The following is a 21,508-nucleotide window of genomic DNA, read 5'->3' on the forward strand; positions in this document are numbered from 1 at the left end:
ATTGGGAAGGGATCGAGGAAGCGGCTCTCGTGTCGCGGAGGTGTGCGGCAGTGTCGCAACAACCACCTTCGCCGGGACGACAGCGGAGAATTGGCGTTCAGCTAAACCGCTCCGTCGCCCACGCATACAGGCTGCCGTGAATCGGCTTCTCGCCGCCGCGGCCCTTGGGGGAGATGTGCAGGCCGATGATCTCGGGATCGGTAACGAGGCCGAGATAGCTCGAAGGATCGAAGAACAGCTTTGGCTCCGCGTGCACGGCGTAGAACGACTGCTTCGGCAGCGCGTTCTGCAACTCGCCGGTGCGGCGCGCCAGCGCGGTCAGTGCCGCCGGCCCGTAGATCGCGACGCGAATATCCGAGAGACGGTTCGAGCCGCCGCGCAGGCGCCGCATCAGGAAGGTGATGCGATGGCGCGCCGACAGCCAGTTCGGCGTCAGCTCCTCCTGCTCCATCAGCTCTTCGAAGGCGGCGACGATGCCGTGCTCCGGCGGCAGGTAGATCACGGAGTTGCCGAGCTGGCGCGGCCGTTCCCAGGCGAAATACGGTCTTGCGGGATTGATCTCGACCGGCTTGAGCAACAGCACGTCGGCATCGAGCCAGAGGCCGAGGCCTTTCGCCATCAGCTTCATGCGGAAGAAATCGCTGAACTGCAGCGTGGTCCAGTCGCGCCAGCTACCGTCCGGCTGCGGTGGCCGCAGACGTTCGGAGAATGCGTGCGGCAGGATCGCCTCGGCATCGGCATTGTCGACGCCCGCCGGAAGACCGGGGATGGTGTCGAAACTATAGACCGTGACCTTGTGGCCGGCAGCGAGCTGCGAGCGCAGACAGGTCTGGCGCAGCGCGTCCATCGGGCCATGCCAGAAGGTGACGATCTCGGGCAGCATGAGGCAGAGATATACGGGATATCAAAGGCAAAGAAAAAGCCCCGGCGCGCGTCTCGCACCGGGGCTTCGAATGAGACTTGAGATCAAGCCCAGGCGCGTTCGCGCTTGAGCTTGTCCTCATAGGTGTCGATCGAGGACTTCTTCTCCATCGTGAGACCGACGTCGTCGAGGCCGTTGATCAGGCAGTGCTTGCGGAACGGGTCGATCTCGAACTTGACCTTGCCGCCGTCGGGACCGCGGATCTCCTGGTTCGGCAGGTCGATCGTCAGCGTCGCGTTGGCGCCGCGCTCGGCGTCGTCGAACAGCTTGTCGAGGTCTTCCTGCGACACGCGGATCGGCAGAATGCCGTTCTTGAAGCAGTTGTTGTAGAAGATGTCGCCGAACGAGGTCGAGATCACGCAGCGGATGCCGAAATCGAGCAGCGCCCAGGGCGCGTGCTCGCGGCTCGATCCGCAGCCGAAATTGTCGCCGGCGACCAGCACCTTCGAGGTGCGATAGGCGGGCTGGTTGAGGACGAAATCCGGGTTCTCGCTGCCGTCGTCCTTGTAGCGCTGCTCGGAGAACAGTCCCTTGCCAAGGCCGGTGCGCTTGATGGTCTTGAGGTACTGCTTCGGAATGATCATGTCGGTGTCGACATTGATGATCTTCAGCGGCGCCGCGACGCCTTCCAGCGTGGTGAACTTGTCCATCTTGGGCTTCCCGGTTGGAACTCAGGGGAGGGCTGTTTAGCCCGGTTGGCGCGCAAATCCTAGGCCGGATTCGGCAATCTTGGTCTGTCAGAGTGGCGGGGCCATGCTCTCGGGGACAAAGCCGGTCGGCAGGCCGTCGATGCTCTTCATGTTCTTCAGGCCCCAGTATTTGCGCAGATTGTCGACGCCCTGCTTCGTCCAGTAGCGCACCAGGCTGCCGCGCTCCTGCTTGTAGTCGAACAGGGGCACGCCCATGCCGCACGATGTCTGCACCAGCTCGACCGAGAGGCGCACGATCTGGCGTGCTCCGGTCATGTCCTCGAACTCAGGAGCGAGATCGGCGTACTCCGGCGTGCCGCGCATCAGCGACCGGCCCTGGCCATAGAGCCGCAGGATCACCGGGGGTCCTTCGAAGGCGCAAAACATGATGGTCAGGCGCTTGTCGTCGGAGGCAAGCAGGTGCGCGCGGGTCTCGCTGCCGCTGCCGGTGCAATCGAGGTAGGCGACGTCACTGTCTCCGAGCACCCGGAACGAGGACAGGCCCTTGGGGGACACGTTGATGCGCCCCTTCGGCGGGGCACTCGCGACGAAGAAGATTTTTTGACGCTCGATGAAAGCCCGGTGCTCGGGTTCGATCTTCGCGAATTGCTTGCCCAAGTCCGGCGTCCTTTAGGCGGCGACGAAGTCTGGACAGAAAGCTAGCACTTATCTAATACCGGTTTAATGATCTACTTTATGCTGGTATAAAAATCACCATGATCGGACAAGACCCGGCCGCCCCGGCTCTCTCGCTCAGCGCGTTCCTGCGGGCGCTTCGGGAGCGCCAGTCGCCGGCCGAATTCGGCCTCGCCGCCGGGCCACGGCGGCGCACGCCCGGGCTGCGGCGCGAGGAGGTCGCCCAGCTCTGCGGCTTGAGCGTCACCTGGTACACGTGGATCGAGCAGGGGCGCGACGTGTCCGTCTCGGCGTCGGCCCTCGCGCGCCTCGCCAGCGGGTTGCGCCTGTCACGAGCCGAGCGCAGCTATTTGTTCGAAGTCGCCGGCAAGCGCGATCCCGAACGTCCCGGCATCAGCGATGATCCGCCCGAGGAGATCCTGGCCTGCGTCGATGCGATCGATGGACCCGCCTACATCCTCGATCGCACGTGGCGCGCGCGTCGCTGGAATGCGAAGGCGTCGCTGCTGTTTGCAGGATGGCTCGACGCGGACGGCGAGAAAAATCTGCTGCGCTACATCTTCCTCAGGCCAGAGGCGCGAACCCTGATCCTTGACTGGACTGCCCGCGCGCGTCGCGTCGTCGCGGAGTTCCGCGCCGCGGTGACGGCCTACTCCGACGATCCGGAGATTCGCCGGCTGATCGAGGAGCTGAGACTGGGAAGCCCCGACTTCGAACGCTGCTGGGAAACACAGGGAGTGTTGGCGCGCGAAGGAGGCGAGCGCACATTCGATCATCCGACCATGGGGCTGCTGCACTATCAGCAGGTGTCGCTGTCTCTCGCGGGTTGGTCCGACTATCGGCTGACGATGCTTCTCCCTGCAGCGCGCCTCGAGACGTCCGCGCCCTACTCCGCCTGAGCCTCGATCGCCTCCATATCGGCGTCAGAGAGGCCGAAATGGTGGCCGATCTCGTGGATCAGGACGTGGCGGACGATATGGCCGATGGTCTCGTCGTGCTCGGCCCAGTAGTCGAGGATCGGCCTGCGGTAGAGCCAGACCATGTTGGGCAGCCGCGCCACGTCGCCAAAGCTCTGCTGGGGCAGGCCGACGCCCTGGAACAGGCCGAGCAGGTCGAACTCGCTCTCGCATTCCATCTCGTCCAGGACCTCCTCGGTGGGGAAGTCGTCGACGCGGATGATCACGCCTTCGCAGAGGCCGCGAAATTCCGCCGGCAGGCGCTCGAAAATGTCGTGCGCCGTCACTTCCATCTCGGCCAGCGAGGGCGCTTTCAGGTCCGTCCACATCGGGTTCTCATAGCGCGGGTTTCCCGCCGATGCATCCGGCTTTATAAGCGCGCGAGGTTGACGGGCGCCGCCAAAACGGGGAGCTTGGGGCCTCGATGGGGGACGGGTCAGGTGGGCGATAAAATGCGAGCAAACACAGCGCTGACGCTACTGTGCATGGGGTTGTTTTCGCTGGTTTGCGTTGGTGGTGCCCATGCCCAGCCTCTTGCCCAGACGGCGGGCACCGAACTCCGCCTGGCCCAGGCGGTCTCGCCCGACGACGTCCCGCCGCCGCGCAAGCGGCCCCAGACCCGCCTGCGCGTCACGCCCTACTACACCCCGGACGGCGTCTATCCGCGATACAACCCGGGCCCGGATGCGGTCCGCGAGTGCAACGCCGTTTACGTGCAGGAATTCCGTCCGAGCGGCACGGTGATCGTGCCGCATATGAGCTGCTACTGGCGTCGCGGCTGATCCGCGCTCAGTGCCCGCGCAGCGCGCCGATCAGCCCGGCGCCGACGATGAGCGCAGAGGCGCCATAGACCAGGATCGCCATCACGAGCTGCGTCAGCGGGCTTGCCGTGCCGCCCTCGACGCCGGGCCCTTGCGAGGCCAGCGCCGAACTCGCGCCGAGCAGCATGCTCGCTGTGATCGCGAGGCGAGATATCCGCAGTCTGCTGGAACTTGCCAAGAAACTTGCCAAGAAACTTGCCATGACCATCTCCTGCATTCGCTCGACCAGAAGATACGTACGTCGCTGACGGCTGGTTTTGGTGGCGCGTGAAATGTTGCGCCGCTGCCGAGGAACCTAGCCCGTGTTCTCTGCATTCAAATCCGGGGCGCGTTTCATCCATAGCAGATTCAGGCCCGCGGTTCCAGGTTCGGCGCTCGCCGAGCCTGCGACGCGACGCCTGATCCGTGCGTGCACCCGCAACGATGTCAGGAGATCCAACGAAATGCAGTCAATGAAAATGCTCGGCCTCGCGGCCGCTGGCGCGCTGTTCGTCCTCGCCGCGCCGGTGGAGCGCGCGCAGGCGGTGTCGCTGATCAATCCCGTCGCCGCGCAATCAGTGCAGGATGAAGCCCGGCCGACGACCGAGGTGCGCTGGCATCGCCATCACTGGCGCCCGCGTCATTGGCGCGGACACCGCTGGCATCATCATCGCCGCTGGTGATGCGCGGGTCGCGTTGAGAACAGGCCCGCATGACGGGCCTGTTTTAACTTGCAGGCGGCCGTGCGTTGCCCTCATGCTGCGGGCGGAGGTCGTCATGACGAGATGGATCGCATTGGCTGTTGTTGTCGGGCTCGCCGCGGGCCTGCCTCACGCTTCCGCTGCGCAGCGCGTGACGAAGCTTCCGGATGCCTCGGCGGGGCGCGCGGTGTTCGATGGGCGACGACACGTCCGATACGATGTTGCGCGCTACACGCCGCGTCCTGATCCGCACTATTACGCGCGGCCTGCGTATTATCGGCCTTATCCTTACGGCGTGCCCGCACCCTTCGTGATCGGCTACGGGCCGTTTTGGTGATACCTCAGGCCGCAGGCGCAAATCCCTTCACCAGCAGCACCGTCGCTTGCGCGCCTGCCTTGCGATCGCGCGAGATGTCCTGGTAGTCGGGCGAGTTCGAGAAGGCGAGGAATGCAGCCTCGTCGGGAAACGACATCATGACAAGCTTGTCGTGCAGCCATTCGCCTTCGAGCACGCGCGGTTGCTCGTCAGCGGCGAGCAGCCTTCCATTGAACTTCCTGAACACGTCGAAGAACCGCGCCTGGTAGCGGTCATAGGCCGCGCGATCCGTCATCTTCAGCTGCGCAATCGCGTAGACGGTCATCTCCCGAATTCCTTTTGTCCGTGCACCTTGTTCTGGCACTGCGCGGAACGTCGTTCATTCATGGCGCATTCACGTCCCTGTCCCTAGCTTAATCTCGGGAGCGGCTGCAATTGAACAGCGATGGCGCGAGACGCAGCGCCGCAATGACGCTGTCCACATTCAGGGAGACATTCCATGCTGAGGATATTGGGTCCGCGCACAAGCGCGTTGCGATTGCTCGGGCTTGCGGCCATTGCCACGTTGGTGCTGTCGGCCGGGACTGCGCGTCGCGCTGAAGCGATGACGCCGATCAATCCGACCGCACTGCCGCTGGCGAAAGCTGCAAGCGGCGACATGATGATCCAGGTCCGCCACGGTGGCGGCGGCGGCGGTGGACATGGCGGTGGCGGACATGGCGGAGGTTTTCACGGCGGCGGTGGCTTCCACGGTGGCGGAGGCCATTTCGGTGGCTTCCATGGTGGTGGTTTCCACGGCGGTGGCTTCCGCGCCGCGCCCGCCTTCCATGGCGGCGGCATGCGCTACGGCGGTATCCATTATGGCGGCTATCATCGGCACTGGGGCGGCGGCTATTATCGCCCGCACTACGGCTATCGCCATTTCCACCGCCGCTACTACGGCGGCTACTATCCCACTTACCACTATCCGCGCCGCTGCCGGATCGTCTGGACCTATTACGGCCCGCGCCGCATCTGCCGCTGGCACCACTGGCATCGCTGGCACTATCCGTACCGCTATTGGTGAGTGCGGAAATGAAAAGGGCGCCCCAGCGGCGCCCTTTGTTCATCGAGCTGCCTGGAGCTAGTAGCTCGTCACAGTGATTGTGACTCTTTGGACGTTGCGGGATAGGCGCGGCCCATTTTGGCGCGGGCTTTTTCGGTCGTGAACATCCATTTGATGCGGGCGCCAGCGGCATTTCGTTGTTTCTCCCATGCGGCGATTTCGCGGCGGAGCCAGTTTGGGTCGTCGATCCTGCGGTCGAGGCACTGACCGCGGAGCACGCCGATCTCGATCTCGACCATGTTGAGCCAACTGGCGTGCTTTGGGGTGTAGTGGAACTCCAGGCGGCGCAGAATTCGCCGGGCTTCGTCAGGCGCGAATGCCTCATAGAGGGAGCCTACGGAGTGGGTCGACAGATTGTCCTGCACGACGCGGATGCACCCGGCGTCGGGATAATGAACATCGACGAGTTCGCGCATGCACTGGGCGTAATCTTCTGCCGCCCGTCGCTCTGTGACTTTGACTTTGCGCCATGGCCGATGCACGTCGATGCAGACGAAGAGATTGACGGTGCCGTTGCGGCGATACTCGCAATCGTAACGTTCGAGTTGGCCCGGCTCGGCGGGGATCGGCTCGCGAACCTCGCCGATGAGCTGGACCGGGCTCTCGTCGAAGCAGACCACCGGCCGGTCGGGATCAGGCGCCTCGGCATATAGGTCGAGCACGTCTTCCATGCGGGCGACATATTCGCCATCGACCTTTGGAATGCACCACATATCCTTGCGCCACGGCTTGAGGCCGTTTTCGGCCAGCCGCCGGCGCACCGTCTCGCCCGACAGGCTCTCGTGGTCGGTGAGCCTGACCATGGCGTCGGCCAAAAGCTCCAGCGTCCAGCGGGCGCGACCCTCGGGAGGGGTTGCGCAAGCCGTTGCCACCAGCAGGGCTTCCTCCTTGCCGGTGAGCTTGCGCTCCGCGCCTGGACGCGGATCCTCGCTCAGCGCCCGCTCCAGATTGCCTTCCACGAAGCGCCGTTTGGTCCGGTACACGGTGGAACCGCCCACCGCCACGGCGCGGGCAATCTCTTCATCGCTGCGGCCGGCATCGGCCGCCAGCAATATCTGGGCGCGCTTGAGCTTGCGGGCAGCCCGCTTGCCCTTGCTCAACATCGCGGTGAGTTCACAGCGTTCGGCTTGGCTCAATTCGACCCGATAACGTACATTCATCGCGACCTCCTTGTCGGAGGACCGGACGAATCGACAAATGAATCGAAAATCAGGCGCCGCTCGCAGCCTCAGCCCTCAAGGCTTCACCGAAAAGCAGGGCCAGTACCTGGCCTTCATCTACACCTACGCGCACATGTTCCGACGCCCGCCCGCCGAGACCGACATGCAGCGCCACTTTCAAGTCAGCCCGCCTTCGGTCCACCAGATGATCGTGACCCTCGAACGAAATGGTCTCATTCGGCGCCAACCCGGCGTCGCTCGAAGCATCCAAATCCTCGTGGCTCCGAAAGACCTGCCCATCCTGAACTGGCTCGGAATCAACCAGTCATAATCAGTGTGACGAGGTACTAGTCCTTCAGCCTCCACGACGTGGATTTCCACGGCATCAAATTCTCGACCTTCCACCGCTTGAACATCGCTGGTGGCCAATGGCTGAGCCGTGATGTCTCCTCGACCTCGGGCTTGGCGACGATGCGCAGCGGCGTTGCGCGCCGCCGGTGCTGGCGGGTCGCATCGCTGATCAGATCGACATATTCGGGCTTGTTGGCCATGAGGTGTCCCCGCGAAACCGTCGCGAGGACACAATGTGGGTGACGCGGATTAACGGCCGTTTGCCGCGATCACTACAATTGCAAGGAGTGGCTCAGCGCCAATCCCGGACGTCGACGAAGTGACCGGCGATCGCAGCTGCCGCCGCCATTGCCGGCGACACCAGATGGGTGCGGCCCTTGAAGCCCTGGCGTCCCTCGAAATTGCGGTTCGAGGTCGAGGCGCAACGCTCTTCCGGAGCCAGCTTGTCGGGGTTCATCGCGAGGCACATCGAGCAGCCCGGCTCGCGCCATTCGAAGCCGGCCTTGATGAAGATCTTGTCCAGACCTTCAGCTTCGGCCTGCTCCTTCACGAGACCGGAGCCCGGCACGACCATGGCGTTGACGTGACCCGAGACATGCTTGCCTTCCGCGATCTTGGCGGCAGCGCGCAGATCCTCGATGCGGCCGTTGGTGCAGGAGCCGATGAAGATGCGGTCGAGCTTGATGTCGGTGATCTTCGTCCCCGCCGTCAGGCCCATGTATTTCAGCGCGCGATGCTTGGAGAGGCGCTTGGCTTCGTCCGCGATCTGGTCGGGATCGGGCACCATGCCGGTCACCGAGATGACGTCCTCAGGCGAAGTGCCCCAGGTCACGATCGGCGGCAGCTTTGCGGCGTCGAGGCGCAGCTCGTTGTCGAAATGTGCGCCCTCATCGGAACGCAGCTTCTCCCAGTAGCGCATCGCCGCATCCCAGTCCGCGCCCTTCGGTGACTTCGGGCGGCCGCGCAGGAAGTCATAGGCTTTCTGGTCGGGCGCGACGAGGCCGGCGCGGGCGCCACCTTCGATCGACATGTTGCAGACCGTCATGCGGCCTTCCATCGACAGCGCGCTGATCGCGTCGCCGGCGTATTCCAGCACATAGCCGGTGCCGCCGGCGGTGCCGATCTCGCCGATGATGGCCAGGATGATGTCCTTGCCCGTCACGCCGTCCGGCAATTTGCCGTCAACGGTGACGCGCATGTTCTTCGCCTTCTTCTGGATCAGCGTCTGCGTGGCCAGCACGTGCTCGACCTCGCTAGTGCCGATGCCGTGCGCGAGCGCGCCGAACGCGCCATGCGTCGAGGTGTGGCTGTCACCGCAGACGATGGTGGTGCCGGGCAGGGTAAAGCCCTGCTCGGGCCCGATGACGTGGACGACGCCCTGGCGCTTGTCGAACTCGTTGTAATATTCGATGCCGAATTCCTTGGCATTGTCGGCCAGCGCCTTGATCTGCTCGATGCTCTCCGGATCGGGATTCGGCTTGGTGCGATCGGTGGTCGGCACGTTGTGGTCGACGACGGCGAGCGTCTTCTCGGGCGCACGGACCTTGCGGCCGGTGGCGCGCAGGCCTTCGAACGCCTGCGGCGAGGTCACCTCGTGCACCAGGTGACGGTCGATGTAGAGCAGGCAGGTGCCGTCATCGGCTTCGTGCACCAGATGGTCGTTCCAGATCTTGTCGTACAATGTGGTCGGCTTGGACATGAGCTTCAGCTCCGAACAATGTTGTATCAGCGGATATGCGCGGTCACGCGCGGGGCAACAGGGCAGTCTTCAGCGCAGCCTTTAAGCTGCGGGACTAAGCTCTGACGTTGCCGAGGTCGCGAAGCGTCCGAAGAACCGGCCAGGCAGCCGCGAGCGATCGTCGATGACGATGCGCTGAGGAGCTACGAAGCTGGTCAGATCTGGAAACATTCCAAGAATATATAGCAGGCCGAGTTGGAAGCGCGAGAGCTTTGACACGCACGGCTGACGCAACAAAAAAGCGCGGGGTTTTGCCCCGCGCTCTCGAAAACTTGCCTGGTGGCGGGGCTTACTCGCCGACCGCGGTCTGGCGGTCCTGCTTCTCGACGATGCGGGCCGACTTGCCGCGAAGGTTGCGGAGGTAATAGAGCTTGGCGCGACGCACCTTGCCGCGGCGCACCACCTTGATCGAGTCGATCATCGGCGACATCACCGGGAACACGCGCTCCACGCCTTCACCGTAAGAGATCTTGCGAACGGTGAAGCTCTCGTTGAGGCCAGCGCCGGAACGGCCGATGCAAACGCCTTCATAGGCCTGCACGCGCGTGCGGTCGCCTTCGACGACCTTCACGTTGACGATCACGGTGTCGCCGGGACCGAATTCCGGAATTTCCTTGGTGGCGGAGAGCTTGTCGAATTGCTCTTTTTCAAGCTGTTGGATCAGGTTCATGGGTAAATCTCCATCGGCGCGCCCAGCCTTGGAAACGGGGGCTGCGCGAAATTCGTTTATCCAGCCATTGCGGATGTGGGCGCTCCTATAAGGCAAGCCGGAGCGTTTGTCACCCGTCTGTCTTGTTTTTTGGCGTTTTTTGGCGCCTCGGCCGATTCGGGGCTTTCGGCGGGATTTGGGCCCATAAATCCGGCCGCCGGGCCTCTGTCAGGGCCTCCGATTGCGCCCGCCGCCAGGCGGCGACCTTGGCGTGGTCGCCCGAGGTCAGGATCTCAGGGATCGGAACCCCCTCGAACAGCTGCGGGCGGGTGTATTGGGGGTATTCGAGCAGGCCATCGGAAAAACTCTCTTCGGTTCCCGAGGCTTCCTTGCCCATCACCCCCGGCAGCAGCCGGACGCAGGCGTCGATCAGGGCCAATGCTGCGATTTCGCCTCCCGAGAGCACGTAATCGCCGATCGAGACCTCCTCGAGGGCGCGGGCGTCGATCACCCGCTGGTCGATCCCCTCGAACCGCCCGCAGACGATCAAGGGGCCGGGGCCCTGGGCAAGTTCGGCGACGCGGGCCTGGGTCAATGGCTGACCCCGGGGGCTCATCAGCAGCTTTGGCCGGTCCGGGCTGATCCCCACGGCGTCGATGGCGGCGGCCAGAACGTCCGCCCGCAGCACCATGCCCGGGCCGCCGCCGGCGGGGGTGTCGTCGACGCTGCGGTGGTGGTCCGTGGCGGAAGCCCGGATGTCCCGCGCCTCGATCTCCCAGAGGCCGGAGGCCAGCGCCCGGCCGGCCAGGCTCACGCCAAGCGGCCCCGGAAACATTTCCGGAAACAGTGTCAGCACCGTCGCGCGCCAAGGGGAGGGATTGGTCATCGCCGCTGGTTAGGGCATTGCGGCCGGCAGGTCGAGGCCCCGCAGGCCTCAGTTCTTGCGGCCGTATTCGACGAGCTCGAAGGTGTTGTTGAGCAGCAAATGGCCGTTGGCCCGCGAGGCAAGGGAACGCTTCACCCAGTGGTCGATGGCTGGTGCGTACCAGACCACGGTGGTGATGTCGTTCTTGCGCGTCGGGTCGTTGGTCGGCCGTCGCAGATACGTCGCTTCGATCTTGTAGGTCTCGAACGTGCCGGCCTTGGTCGTGACGGTCTCCTGACCGACCACCTTCGAACGGCCCGAGCGCTTCCAGATGTAGCCTTTGGCGTTGTTGACGTCGTCGGCGGAGAAGCTCCAGCTGTCGCCAACCTTCAGCGGCGTATGGATGCCGCTGCCGTCGCCGGGCTGATATTTCCATTCGCCCGATGTCTTCACGTTCCACGATCGATCGAAGACGATCATGCCCTCGGTTTCCTTGCCTTGGGTCGTGACGCGGATGCTGATCTCGCTCGGCGAGACCTCGGTGACGAGGTGCGTGCGGACTGCAGTGATCTTTCCACTGATCTCATCGCGCAACTCAAAGGTCCAGAAGTCGCCCTGGAGCGGCTCCTCCATGGCCGTCACCGGCTTTGCCGCGGCAGGCGCCGACGGGGTTGCGGGCGCATCGTCAGCGGCCGAGGCTGATGTGCTTGCAACAAGCAGGCAAGTCATCGCCATCATCGATTTGCGAAGCATCGTAACGTCCCCCACCATGTCTCTGTTCGCAGCCTGATCGACTAGCGGCGCCCGTACTCGACCAGCTCGGCCATGCTGCGGTCGCGGACGCGGCCGTCGGAACGGCTGACATTGGCGCGCTTCACCCAGTGATTGATCGACGGCGCGTACCAGATCTGCTGCTCGGACAGATATTTCTTGGTGGTATCGTTGGCATTGCGAGACTCGATCGCGATCTCGATCTTGTAGGTCTCGAACGTTCCGGCGCGGGTGGTGAGGCTCTCCTGAGCCGTCACCTTCGCCGTGCCCGTCCGCTTCAGGCTGATGCCGTTGGAGCTGTTGAAGTCGGTGGCCTTCACCGGCCAGCTCTTGCCGACCGCGAGTGGAGCGCGGATGCCCATGCCGTCATTGGGCGTCGATCGCCAGATGCCGTTGGTGATCATGTCCCAGGCGCGATCGTAGCTCTGAAAACCGAGGTCGGATTTGCCGAGAACAGCAAGCCTGATGCCGATCTCCGTCGGCGAGATGTCCGTGATGGTGTGCGTGATGGTCGATTTGAGATCACCCGTGATCTCGTCGCGCACCTCATAGGTCCAGTGATCGCCGATTTCCGGCTCTTCCATCGTCTCTTGCGATGACGTGGCCTGGGCCGTTGGCGCGGGTGGCTGGGCGGCAGTCTGGGCTGTTGCGGCCCCCGCAAACGCGAGCAGGCCAATCGTTGCCAGAAGACAGCGGCGCAGCATGATTATCTCCGGATGTCGGGAATCGCTGGGTTGGAAGGTGCAACCCAAGCGTGAACCAGCCGGATGCCAAACGCAAGCCCCTGCTGCGGAGAATGGTCAGCGTGCCGTTACAGTGCCGTCATGACGACGATTTCGGATCGTCGCCCTCGATCACCTCGGGCAGCTCGATCACGACGCGGCCGCCGGCGAGATCGACCTCGGGCACCACTGCGTTGGTGAACGGCAGCAGCATCGTCGGGCCCTTGAGGGGCGCGATCTCGATGATGTCGCCGGCACCGAAATTATGGATCGCGAGCACGCGGCCGAGCCCATCGCCTGCCGTGGTGACGGCGGCGAGCCCGATCAGATCGGCGTGGTAATATTCGTCCTCGTCGGTCACGGGCAGTTTTTCGCGCGCGACGTGGAGTTCGATTCCGTTGAGGCGCTCGGCCTCATCGCGGGTCGTGACGCCCTTGAAGGTCGCGACCAGATGGTCCTTGGCTTCGCGGACCTGCGCCAGTTCGAACTGGCGCTTGCCGTCCTTGGAGAGCAGCGGACCGTAGCGCTTCACGGCAAAGGGATCTTCGGTGAAGGTCCACAATTTGACCGCGCCGCGCACGCCATGCGCGGCGCCGATCCGCGCGACGCAGATCAGCGCCGACATGGATGAGCCTTAGCCCTTCGCTGCGGCTTCGGCCTGCGCCTTGCGCTCCTTGCGCGGCACGGCCTTCTCGGGGTTGTTGCGCGCTTCGCGCTTCTTGACGCCGGCGGCATCGAGGAAGCGGGACACGCGGTCCGACGGCTGCGCGCCCTTGGCGAGCCAGGCCTTCACCTTGTCCATGTCGAGCTTCAGGCGGGTCTCGTTGTCCTTCGGCAGCAGCGGGTTGAAATAGCCGAGACGCTCGATGAAGCGGCCATCGCGGGGAAAACGCGAGTCGGCGACGACGACGTGATAGACGGGACGCTTCTTGGTGCCTGCACGGGCGAGGCGGATAACGACGGACATTCAGTTCTCCTTCAAAGTACGTTATGTTCGGTTGATTGGTATTTTCGCGCCGCGCGAGACCTGCGTCCTTCGCGACGAATTCCTCATTTCTTCTTGCCTGGAAAACCGCCGAGGCCCGGCAGCGTCGGCTTGCCGCTCAGCCCGGTCAGTCCAGGAACGTTCGGCAGACCGGTGCGAAGACCGGCCGGCAAATCCTTCGGCAGGCTGGGCAGACCCTGTCCGCCGCCACTCTGCATCTTCTCCTGCAGCGCCTTCATCTCGTCCGGAGACGGCATCTTCATGCCGCCGCCGAAGCCCATCGCCTGCGCGATGCCGGCGAGCGGGCCGCGCTTGCCCGAGCCCATGGCCTTCATCACGTCGGCCATGTTCCGGTGCATCTTCAGCAGCTTGTTGACCTGCTCGACGCTCTGGCCGCTTCCTGCAGCGATACGCTTCTTGCGGCTGGCCTTGAGCAGGTCGGGATGACGGCGCTCGTCGCGCGTCATGGAATCGATCACCGCGACCTGGCGCTTCAAAATCTTGTCGTCGATGCCGGCGGCCGCGATCTGGTTCTTCATCTTGGCGATGCCGGGCATCATGCCCATCAGGCCGCTGATGCCGCCCATGTTCGCCATCTGCAGCAGCTGCTCGCGCATGTCGTTGAGGTCGAACTGACCCTTGCGCATGCGCTCGGCGGTGCGCGCCGCCTTCTCCGCGTCGATATTGGCGGCGGCGCGTTCGACCAGCGAAACGACGTCGCCCATGCCGAGGATGCGGCCGGCGATACGATCGGGATGGAAATCTTCCAGCGCATCGGTCTTTTCACCGGTGCCGATCAGCTTGATCGGCTTGCCGGTGACCGCGCGCATCGACAGCGCAGCGCCGCCACGGCCGTCGCCGTCGACACGTGTCAGCACGATGCCGGTGAGGCCGACGCGCTGATCGAACGACCGCGCGAGATTCACGGCGTCCTGGCCGGTGAGGCTATCCGCGACCAGCAGCACTTCATGCGGATTGGCAGCCGCTTTGATCGCGGCCGCTTCCGCCATCATCTCTTCGTCGAGCGTGGTGCGGCCGGCGGTGTCGAGCAGCACGATGTCGTAACCGCCGAGCTTGCCGGCCTCGAGTGCGCGCTTTGCGATCTGCGGCGGCTGCTGGCCCGCGACGATCGGCAGCGTCGGAATGTCGAGGTCGCGGCCGAGCACGGCGAGCTGCTCCATCGCCGCCGGGCGATAGACGTCGAGCGAGGCCATCAGCACCTTGCGCTTGTCGCGCTGGACCAGGCGGCGGGCGAGCTTTGCGGTGGTGGTCGTCTTACCGGAGCCTTGCAGGCCGACCATCATGATCGGCACCGGCGGCACGGAGTTGACGTCGATGGTCTGGCTTTCGGCGCCGAGCGTGTTGATCAGCTCGTCATGGACGATCTTGACCACCATCTGGCCGGGGGTCACCGACTTGACGACGGTGGCGCCGATCGCCTGCTCGCGGACGCGTTCGGTGAAGCTGCGAACGACCTCGAGCGCGACGTCGGCCTCGAGCAGCGCGCGGCGCACCTCGCGCATCGCGGCGTCGACGTCCTTTTCGGTCAGCGCACCGCGCCCCGTCAGACGATCGAGAATGCCACCAAGCCGTTCCGACAGATTGTCGAACAATGCAATTGTCCCTTGTCATGCCCGCCGGAAAGGCGATCTTCCAAACACCTTTACGCCCGAGGGCGCACAGCGCTGTCGGGCGTTGACCTCTGGCCTCCGGGGCCAGGCGGCGGGTCGAAAAGAAAGCCTTTCCGAGAAAGTGGGCGGGTTAAACGCCGCTGACGCCCGAAAGTCAAGGAAAGTTAGGGGGCTGGAGGCCGGTTGGCAGGGCAAGATACTGAAAACGTGATCGTTTTGGGGGCGGGTTCCTTTTCCTGCCGCCCCGCCCATATAGGCGGAGATGCCTTACCGCCCCGACCATCCCTGAAGCCCGACCCGTGCAGATCACCCGCCGCCGCATCTTCGGACTGCTCGCAGGCGGGGCCGCGCTGGTCGGAATCCCGTCCTTTTGGATCTCCCGCATGAAAAACTATGACGGCCCTGTCTCCGATCATTTCGACGGTCTGCACTTCTTCGATCCGAACGGCGCGCCGCCGAGATCGCTCGGCGAGGTGTTCCGCTGGCAGTTCGGCGGGCGGCGGAAGCGCGAGACCTGGCCGGATTGGGTGCCTAATTCTCATGCCGACACTCCGCCGGCGGGCGTCGACGGCGACAAGGTGCGGCTCTCCTTCGTCGGCCACGCGAGCTGGCTGATCCAGACCGGTGGCCTCAACATTCTCGTCGATCCCGTCTGGTCCTCGCGGGTCTCGCCGGTGGGGTGGGCCGGGCCGAAACGGCACAACGATCCCGGCATCGCTTTCGAGAAGCTGCCGAAGATCGACGTCGTGCTGGTCTCGCACGGGCACTACGATCATCTGGACATCACGACACTGTCGCGGCTCGCGAAGAATTTCGCGCCGCGCGTCGTCACCCCGCTCGGCAATGACGTGACGATGCGGAGCGCCGACTCCGCCATCAAGGCCGAGGCGCGCGACTGGCACGACCGCGTCGAGCTCGGCGGCGGCATCGCCGTAACGCTGGTGCCGACCCGGCACTGGACGGCACGCGGCATGTTCGACCGCAACAAGTCGCTGTGGGCGAGCTTCGTGCTGGAGACGCCGGCGGGGAAGATCTACGTGGTCTGCGATTCCGGCTATGGCGATGGCGGACACTTCCGCCGCGTCGCCGAGAAGCACGGGCCGCTGCGCCTGGCGATCCTGCCCATCGGCGCCTACGAGCCGCGCTGGTTCATGCGCGACCAACACATGAATCCGGAAGACGCCGTGAAAGCGATGGATGATTGCGGTGCGCAACAGGCGCTCGGGCATCATCACGGCACGTTCCAGCTGACCGACGAGGCGATCGATGCGCCGGCCAAGGCGCTGGTGGAAGCGCTCGACGCCGCAAAGATTCCGCAGGAGCGCTTCGTCGCGATGAAGCCGGGGCAGGTGGTGGAGATTTAGCAGAGATTGAGCTTCATTCTCCGCTGTCGTCCCGGACAAGCGAAGCGCAGATCCGGGACCCATACGCCGCAGCAGCGGTTTGGCGAAGATAGGCAATGATCGTCTTGCGCAACAACAACAGCTGCGGCGTATGGGTCCCGGCCTTCGCCGGGACGACACCGTTGCTGTTGTGCGCAGCGTGCCCTTTACGGCCTACTGCTCTTTCGGCTTGATCGCCCAGCTCACATTCACCGTCACCGACAGCGTTTCCTCACCCGGCGCGACGGCCGCGGGCGCGGCCATCGGGGCTGCGGCCATGCGGCCCTTGAACAGCGGCATCGGAGCGCCGCCTTCGGAGACGCTGAGCGGCGCGCCCAGGGTGACGCCGGTGGCCCTGGCGTAGATCTCGGCCTTGCGGCGGGCATCGGCCACGGCCCGTTCGCGCGCGTCATCGAGCAGCTTTGAGGCTTGCGTCACCTCGAACGAGATGTTGCCGATGTCATTGGCGCCGGCGCTGACCAGCGTGTCGATAATGCCGGCGACCTTGGTCACGTCGCGAATTTTCACGGTGACGCGGTTCGAGGCGCGGAAGCCGACGACCGGCGAGGCGCCTGTCGATTTGTTCTGGCCGTATTGCGGCTGCAGCGACAGCCGCGAGGTCTGATAATCCTTCTCGTCGATCCCCGCGCCTTTCAGCGCCAGCAGCACCTTGCCCATCGCGGCGTTGTTGGCGTCGGACGCTTCCTTCGCCGACTTGGCATCGTTGGCGACGCCGGCATCGATCTGCGCGAGGTCGGGCGCGACGGAGACGGTGGCCTCGCCACTGACGGTGATGGCAGACGGAAAATCGTCGGCGCGTGCGGGCGCGGCCAGCAGCGTGGCGGCGAGAAGGGCGGCGAGGGCAGCGGGCTTTTTCATCGGTCTCACTTCAGCGGTACGAACACATTGATCACGAGCTTGTCCTCGGCCGTCTTCAGGGGATCGGTGAGGTACTCCTCGATGAACGTGTCCTTGGCTTCCAGCTTCTTGTCGTCGAGGTGATTAGTGATCGCCTCATAGGTGTTGTCCATGTTGTCGTAGGAGCCGCGATGGACGAATTTCAGCGCCTTGCCCTCCGGCGATTTGCCGATACTCATGTCCTTGGTCAGGTTCTTGGGATCCTGCTCGATCGGGATCTCGGCAAGGAAGGTGAAACCGGTGTCGTCGGTCGAGGTGTAGACGATCATCGAATTGCCGGCGTGCTTGATGCCCTGCTTGTCGAGCAGCGCGTTCAGCGCCTTGAAGGCGTCGACCAGGGTGTCGAAGGCCGAGTCCCAATTGGCAGTGCCCTTGACCATCACGACCTTCTTGGCCTCGAGCGTGGTCTCCAGGCCAAAGGGATCGGCGGTCTGCACCGGGGCGGGGGTGGCGGCCGCGGCGGGCGGCGGGGTTGCCGGGCTCGGCGAGGCGCTGGCCGCCGGCGATGGGGCCGGCGCGGGGGTTGCGGCGGGGGCCGGCGTGGCACTTGCGGCCGGGGAGGGCGTGGCGGATGGTGCCGGCGAGGGACTGGCCGACGCGGCGGGTGCCGGGCTTGGGGTCTGTGCGTGAGCGCCGGACAGACCAAACGATAATGCTGCTGCCGGGATCAGCGCGGCCAGAGCGAGACGACGAAAACCATTCATTTTATTCTCCCCAGACCTTGCCCACCAAGGCCTTAACCCGGCCGTACATCCCGGCTCGCGCGAACCGCGCCGTTCTAACACGCAAGCGCCGAATTCGTCCCATGACAGATGCGTCATGGCAGGCGCCCTGGGTCTCGACGGCAAAACACTGGCCAAGCCGGCAAGGATCGCTATATAAGGCACGCGAAATTCAGGAATTTTCATGAGCGCGCTGGCCAACCACGCATTTGCCAAGATGAACGGCATCGGCAACGAGATCGTCGTTGTCGACATGCGCGATTCCGCAGGGAAGGTCACGCCGGCCGACGCCCGCGCGGTGGCCTCCGCGGACGGTGGCGTCCCCTATGACCAGCTCATGGTGCTGCAGAAGCCTCGGCTCGATGGCACCGAAGCCTTCATCAGCATCTACAACAATGACGGCTCCGAAGCCGGTGCCTGCGGCAACGGCATGCGCTGCGTGGTTCGCCGCATTTTCGAGAAGAGCGGACAGGCCACGGCGACGTTCGAGACGGCGGCCGGCCTGCTCAATGCCTGGCAGGGCCCGGCGTCAGACCTCTACACCGTCGACATGGGCGCGCCGAAGTTCGGCTGGCAGGACATTCCGCTGGCGGAAGAGTTTCGCGACACCCGCTACATCGAATTGCAGATCGGGCCGATCGACAAGCCGATCCTGCATTCGCCGTCCGTGGTCAGCATGGGCAATCCGCACGCGATCTTCTGGGTCGATGACGTCAACGCCTATGATCTCGAGCGCTTTGGTCCGCTCCTGGAAAATCATCCGATCTTCCCCGAACGCGCCAACATCACGCTGGCTCATATCGTCGATCGCGAGCACATCACGATGCGTACCTGGGAGCGCGGTGCGGGTCTCACCCGGGCCTGCGGCTCGGCGGCCTGTGCGACCGCGGTTGCGGCGGCACGCCTGAAGCGCACCGAACGCAAGGTCGAGATGACGCTGCCGGGCGGCAAGCTCGGCATCGAATGGCGCGAGCGCGACGACCACGTGCTGATGACGGGCACCGCGACCTTCGAATATGAAGGCAATTTCGATCCGGCGCTGTTTGCGCCGGCCGGGTAATGGTTGTCGAGGTCGTCACTTTCGGCTGCCGCCTCAATGCTTTCGAGGCCGAGGTGATCCGCCGCGAAGCGGAGGGCGCCGGTCTTTCCGACACCATCGTCATCAACAGCTGCGCCGTCACCAACGAGGCGGTGGCGCAGGCGCGGCAGTCGATCCGCAAGTTGAAACGCGAACGGCCCGGTGCGCGCATCGTCGTCACCGGCTGCGCGGCGCAGACGCAAAGCGATATGTTCGCCGACATGGCCGAGGTCGATCGCGTCGTCGGCAATGACGACAAGATGCGCGGCACAGCCTGGCGCGCGGCGCGGGATGCCTTCGATCTCGGTGCCAGCGAGAAGATCGCGGTCAGCGACATCATGGCTGTCAGGGAAATGGCGCCGCATCTGATCGACGGTTTTGCGAGCGGCCTGCCGCGGGTGTTCGTGCAGGTGCAGAACGGCTGCGACCATCGCTGCACCTTCTGCATCATCCCCTACGGCCGCGGCAATTCGCGCTCGGTGCCGATGGGCGCGGTGGTCCATCAGGTGCGGACGCTGGTGGAGCGGGGTCATGCCGAGATCGTGCTGACCGGCGTCGATCTCACCAGCTACGGCGCCGATCTGCCGGGCGCACCAAAGCTCGGCATGCTGACCAGGCAGATCCTGCGGCATGTGCCGGAGCTGAAGCGGCTGCGCATCTCCTCGATCGATTCGATCGAGGCCGACACCGATCTGTTGGATGCGATCGCCGACGATGCGCGCCTCATGCCGCATCTGCATCTGTCGCTGCAATCCGGCGACGACATGATTCTGAAGCGCATGAAGCGGCGGCATTCGCGTCAGGATGCGATTGCGTTCTGCAATCAGGTGCGCCGGCTGCGCCCTGACATCGTTTTCGGTGCCGACATCATCGCGGGCTTTCCGACCGAGACCGAGGAGATGTTCTCGCGCTCGCTCGATTTGGTCGAGGAATGCGGCCTGACATTCCTGCACGTTTTCCCCTATTCGCCACGTCCCGGCACGCCGGCCGCACGGATGCCGCAGGTCGCGGGCGGTGCGATCAAGGCGCGCGCGAAGCGGCTGCGCGCAGCGGGCGAGGCGGCGTTGCGGCAGCGGCTGCAAGCCGAGATCGGCGCGACGCGCGACGTGCTGATCGAGAGCGAGGAGCAGGGGCGCACCGAGCATTATCTGCCGGTGGCGATTGCGGGCGAGCGCATCGGCAGCGTCATGCCGCTGGCGATCGCCGGCTGCGATGGCGAGCGGCTCACGATATAGCTACGACGCCCGCACCTGCCAGAACCGCAGCGTGCGCCGCGCGTTCTCCGGCGACATCCGGGCAAAATTGCTCTGCGCTCTCGCAACATCCGCCGGCTTCATGGCGCCTGTCGCAAAGCGGCTTTCGAGCACGGCGGCGGTGGTTTCCCAGCTCAGTTGTGCCGCCTTGCACGGTACCAGCAGCCCGTCTTCGCGCAGGCTCTGCATCAGCGGACGAATCACCTCGACGGTCGATCCTGACAAGGCTGCGAGAGCCGCCACGGCCTCCTCGTAGCGTCGGTGTCTTGCAAAGCCGAGCAGCGTCGCTTCGTTGAGCTGGCCGGATGCCTTGAGACTGGCAATCGCCCGCTTGGCGCCTTCGAAATCGCGGACACCCGACATCTCGCGTTCGACGCCAACCGTGACCGCGGCAATCGCACTCTGGATCTCATCGAACAGATCGGGCGGCGCCCGCGACAGCAGCCGGGTGCGAACCGTATCCGTCGCGGAACGCAGCAATTGGCGGCGCAGGTCCGACGGCAGGTCGACGCGAACGCCGACGCTCACCGCGAGCTCGGGATCGCTCTCGGCCTGCCCGACGACGACGGCGAATCCCTTGCCGGACATCCGCGCGCCGGGATTGGCGGCGAGACGCCGGCTGACGCTGGGGTAACGGCGCGCCAGCAGCGCGTCGGTGACGATCTCCTTCAGCCACCAGCGGCCGGCAACCGCGAGCAGATGCGTTTCGCCCTTGGATGATGCGATCCTCACCAGCTCGCCATCGTCGAGGCGCGCGGATTCCTGCAGCACCGGACCGGCGATGCGGATCTCGTCATTGTTGGCGAGGCGGCGGATGACGGAGGGCGGGGCCTGCGCGACCGGCGCGAGCTGGGCGCTGATCTCGGCGAGCGCGACGCGTGCACCCATGTCGGCGATGGCGCGCAGCTCGATGGTGCCGATCAGGCGTTCGAGCACGTCGTCGAACAGCGCGACCTGCTCGTCGTCAAAACTTCCGGCGGAGGACAGGAACAGGTCGGTGACGCGCCGGGCCGTTTCGAGGCCCTTTTCCGCGGAGCCCAGTCGAATGGCGGATTCGACCTCGTCGACAATCGATAGCTCGGCCTTGGACATGACGCGTTGCTCGTCCTGAGCGGATGGGAAGCTTGTTCTAAGCAACCACTATCATTAGAGACGAGC

28 protein-coding genes are annotated in these 21,508 nt (G+C 64.6%); 9 read left to right on the top strand and 19 right to left on the bottom strand.

The features are described from left to right. Positions 1-97 precede the first annotated feature (97 nt). The 3 genes from NLM31_RS01790 to NLM31_RS01800 all read right to left on the bottom strand — a co-directional run bounded on the left by NLM31_RS01790 (position 98) and on the right by NLM31_RS01800 (position 2,229). The gene (locus NLM31_RS01790; RefSeq protein WP_254191287.1) at positions 98-883 is read right to left on the bottom strand and encodes a hypothetical protein; all 786 of its coding nucleotides are present in this window, start codon (positions 881-883) and stop codon (positions 98-100) included. An 83-nt stretch (positions 884-966) separates the two neighbouring features. Beyond that, a complete protein-coding gene (gene leuD, locus NLM31_RS01795) occupies positions 967-1,572 on the bottom strand; it encodes a 3-isopropylmalate dehydratase small subunit (protein ID WP_254191288.1) in 606 nt (201 codons plus the stop codon). 87 nt (positions 1,573-1,659) lie between these two features. Beyond that, complete coding sequence (locus NLM31_RS01800) at positions 1,660-2,229, bottom strand: pyridoxamine 5'-phosphate oxidase family protein (protein WP_254191289.1); 570 nt, start codon at positions 2,227-2,229, stop codon at positions 1,660-1,662. Positions 2,230-2,327: 98 nt separating this feature from the next. Between NLM31_RS01800 and NLM31_RS01805 the strand changes: the two genes are divergently transcribed. Further along, complete coding sequence (locus tag NLM31_RS01805; protein WP_254191290.1) at positions 2,328-3,146, top strand: helix-turn-helix transcriptional regulator; 819 nt, start codon at positions 2,328-2,330, stop codon at positions 3,144-3,146. Here NLM31_RS01805 and NLM31_RS01810 read toward each other — a convergent pair. Further along, positions 3,134-3,532 (bottom strand): metallopeptidase family protein, encoded by a 399-nt coding sequence (locus NLM31_RS01810; protein ID WP_254191291.1) that lies wholly within the window; start codon positions 3,530-3,532, stop codon positions 3,134-3,136. The genes NLM31_RS01805 and NLM31_RS01810 overlap by 13 nt on opposite strands. Before the next feature lie 156 nt (positions 3,533-3,688). Here NLM31_RS01810 and NLM31_RS01815 point away from each other — a divergent pair, with 156 nt between their 5' ends. Then, on the top strand, positions 3,689-3,985 hold the full coding sequence (locus NLM31_RS01815) for a hypothetical protein (protein ID WP_254196122.1): 297 nt from the start codon (positions 3,689-3,691) through the stop codon (positions 3,983-3,985). Between the two features lie 7 nt (positions 3,986-3,992). Here the strand turns inward: NLM31_RS01815 and NLM31_RS01820 are convergent, their stop codons facing one another. Next, positions 3,993-4,226: a hypothetical protein gene (locus NLM31_RS01820; RefSeq protein ID WP_254191292.1), complete on the bottom strand. Its 234-nt coding sequence runs from the start codon at positions 4,224-4,226 to the stop codon at positions 3,993-3,995. Between the two features lie 100 nt (positions 4,227-4,326). On the opposite strand from NLM31_RS01820, the gene NLM31_RS43160 reads away from it, so the two are divergent. Continuing rightward, entirely contained in the window at positions 4,327-4,686 is a 360-nt protein-coding gene (locus NLM31_RS43160) for a hypothetical protein (RefSeq protein ID WP_309143666.1), read from the top strand. Positions 4,687-4,780: 94 nt separating this feature from the next. Further along, positions 4,781-5,041 carry a hypothetical protein gene (locus NLM31_RS01830; RefSeq protein WP_254191293.1) on the top strand — a complete coding sequence of 87 codons (261 nt, stop codon included), beginning with the start codon at positions 4,781-4,783 and terminating at the stop codon, positions 5,039-5,041. Between the two features lie 4 nt (positions 5,042-5,045). Here the strand turns inward: NLM31_RS01830 and NLM31_RS01835 are convergent, their stop codons facing one another. Continuing rightward, the gene (locus NLM31_RS01835; RefSeq protein WP_254127628.1) at positions 5,046-5,345 is read right to left on the bottom strand and encodes a DUF1330 domain-containing protein; all 300 of its coding nucleotides are present in this window, start codon (positions 5,343-5,345) and stop codon (positions 5,046-5,048) included. A 174-nt stretch (positions 5,346-5,519) separates the two neighbouring features. Between NLM31_RS01835 and NLM31_RS01840 the strand changes: the two genes are divergently transcribed. Then, the gene (locus NLM31_RS01840; protein ID WP_254191294.1) at positions 5,520-6,086 is read left to right on the top strand and encodes a hypothetical protein; all 567 of its coding nucleotides are present in this window, start codon (positions 5,520-5,522) and stop codon (positions 6,084-6,086) included. A gap of 68 nt (positions 6,087-6,154) precedes the next feature. Here the strand turns inward: NLM31_RS01840 and NLM31_RS01845 are convergent, their stop codons facing one another. Next, positions 6,155-7,285 carry an IS630 family transposase gene (locus NLM31_RS01845; protein WP_254191295.1) on the bottom strand — a complete coding sequence of 377 codons (1,131 nt, stop codon included), beginning with the start codon at positions 7,283-7,285 and terminating at the stop codon, positions 6,155-6,157. A gap of 37 nt (positions 7,286-7,322) precedes the next feature. Here NLM31_RS01845 and NLM31_RS01850 point away from each other — a divergent pair, with 37 nt between their 5' ends. Next, positions 7,323-7,616, top strand: coding sequence for a LexA family transcriptional regulator (locus tag NLM31_RS01850; RefSeq protein WP_254128687.1), 294 nt, complete (start codon positions 7,323-7,325; stop codon positions 7,614-7,616). A 16-nt stretch (positions 7,617-7,632) separates the two neighbouring features. On the opposite strand, the gene NLM31_RS01855 is transcribed toward NLM31_RS01850, so the two are convergent. The 9 genes from NLM31_RS01855 to ffh form a co-directional block, all read right to left on the bottom strand. Further along, positions 7,633-7,836 (bottom strand): hypothetical protein, encoded by a 204-nt coding sequence (locus tag NLM31_RS01855; RefSeq protein ID WP_254127630.1) that lies wholly within the window; start codon positions 7,834-7,836, stop codon positions 7,633-7,635. Between the two features lie 92 nt (positions 7,837-7,928). Further along, positions 7,929-9,335, bottom strand: coding sequence for a 3-isopropylmalate dehydratase large subunit (gene leuC / locus NLM31_RS01860; RefSeq protein ID WP_254191296.1), 1,407 nt, complete (start codon positions 9,333-9,335; stop codon positions 7,929-7,931). A 328-nt stretch (positions 9,336-9,663) separates the two neighbouring features. Further along, complete coding sequence (rplS, locus tag NLM31_RS01865; RefSeq protein WP_254127632.1) at positions 9,664-10,044, bottom strand: 50S ribosomal protein L19; 381 nt, start codon at positions 10,042-10,044, stop codon at positions 9,664-9,666. 109 nt (positions 10,045-10,153) lie between these two features. Beyond that, the gene (trmD, locus tag NLM31_RS01870) at positions 10,154-10,909 is read right to left on the bottom strand and encodes a tRNA (guanosine(37)-N1)-methyltransferase TrmD (RefSeq protein ID WP_254191297.1); all 756 of its coding nucleotides are present in this window, start codon (positions 10,907-10,909) and stop codon (positions 10,154-10,156) included. A gap of 48 nt (positions 10,910-10,957) precedes the next feature. Further along, a complete protein-coding gene (locus NLM31_RS01875; RefSeq protein ID WP_254191298.1) occupies positions 10,958-11,641 on the bottom strand; it encodes a DUF3108 domain-containing protein in 684 nt (227 codons plus the stop codon). Positions 11,642-11,682: 41 nt separating this feature from the next. Further along, positions 11,683-12,363, bottom strand: a complete 681-nt coding sequence (locus NLM31_RS01880; protein WP_254191299.1) for a hypothetical protein — start codon at positions 12,361-12,363, stop codon at positions 11,683-11,685. A gap of 118 nt (positions 12,364-12,481) precedes the next feature. Beyond that, complete coding sequence (rimM, locus tag NLM31_RS01885) at positions 12,482-13,006, bottom strand: ribosome maturation factor RimM (protein ID WP_254191300.1); 525 nt, start codon at positions 13,004-13,006, stop codon at positions 12,482-12,484. A gap of 9 nt (positions 13,007-13,015) precedes the next feature. Further along, entirely contained in the window at positions 13,016-13,348 is a 333-nt protein-coding gene (gene rpsP / locus NLM31_RS01890) for a 30S ribosomal protein S16 (protein WP_014438992.1), read from the bottom strand. 83 nt (positions 13,349-13,431) lie between these two features. Continuing rightward, entirely contained in the window at positions 13,432-14,979 is a 1,548-nt protein-coding gene (gene ffh / locus NLM31_RS01895; RefSeq protein ID WP_254127637.1) for a signal recognition particle protein, read from the bottom strand. 317 nt (positions 14,980-15,296) lie between these two features. On the opposite strand from ffh, the gene NLM31_RS01900 reads away from it, so the two are divergent. Beyond that, entirely contained in the window at positions 15,297-16,361 is a 1,065-nt protein-coding gene (locus NLM31_RS01900) for an MBL fold metallo-hydrolase (RefSeq protein ID WP_254191301.1), read from the top strand. A gap of 192 nt (positions 16,362-16,553) precedes the next feature. On the opposite strand, the gene NLM31_RS01905 is transcribed toward NLM31_RS01900, so the two are convergent. Both NLM31_RS01905 and NLM31_RS01910 read right to left on the bottom strand, forming a co-directional pair. Then, positions 16,554-17,258, bottom strand: a complete 705-nt coding sequence (locus NLM31_RS01905; protein WP_254191302.1) for an SIMPL domain-containing protein — start codon at positions 17,256-17,258, stop codon at positions 16,554-16,556. 5 nt (positions 17,259-17,263) lie between these two features. Then, positions 17,264-18,001, bottom strand: coding sequence for a GyrI-like domain-containing protein (locus tag NLM31_RS01910; RefSeq protein ID WP_254191303.1), 738 nt, complete (start codon positions 17,999-18,001; stop codon positions 17,264-17,266). Positions 18,002-18,203: 202 nt separating this feature from the next. On the opposite strand from NLM31_RS01910, the gene dapF reads away from it, so the two are divergent. Both dapF and mtaB read left to right on the top strand, forming a co-directional pair. Then, entirely contained in the window at positions 18,204-19,079 is an 876-nt protein-coding gene (gene dapF / locus NLM31_RS01915; RefSeq protein ID WP_254191304.1) for a diaminopimelate epimerase, read from the top strand. Continuing rightward, a complete protein-coding gene (gene mtaB, locus NLM31_RS01920) occupies positions 19,079-20,332 on the top strand; it encodes a tRNA (N(6)-L-threonylcarbamoyladenosine(37)-C(2))-methylthiotransferase MtaB (RefSeq protein ID WP_254191305.1) in 1,254 nt (417 codons plus the stop codon). Before dapF ends, mtaB begins: the two co-directional genes overlap by 1 nt. Here the strand turns inward: mtaB and NLM31_RS01925 are convergent, their stop codons facing one another. Further along, positions 20,333-21,442: a DUF2336 domain-containing protein gene (locus NLM31_RS01925; protein ID WP_254191306.1), complete on the bottom strand. Its 1,110-nt coding sequence runs from the start codon at positions 21,440-21,442 to the stop codon at positions 20,333-20,335. Positions 21,443-21,508: the final 66 nt, after the last annotated feature.

This window comes from Bradyrhizobium sp. CCGUVB4N, from assembly GCF_024199945.1.
Taxonomy (GTDB): Bacteria; Pseudomonadota; Alphaproteobacteria; order Rhizobiales; family Xanthobacteraceae; genus Bradyrhizobium.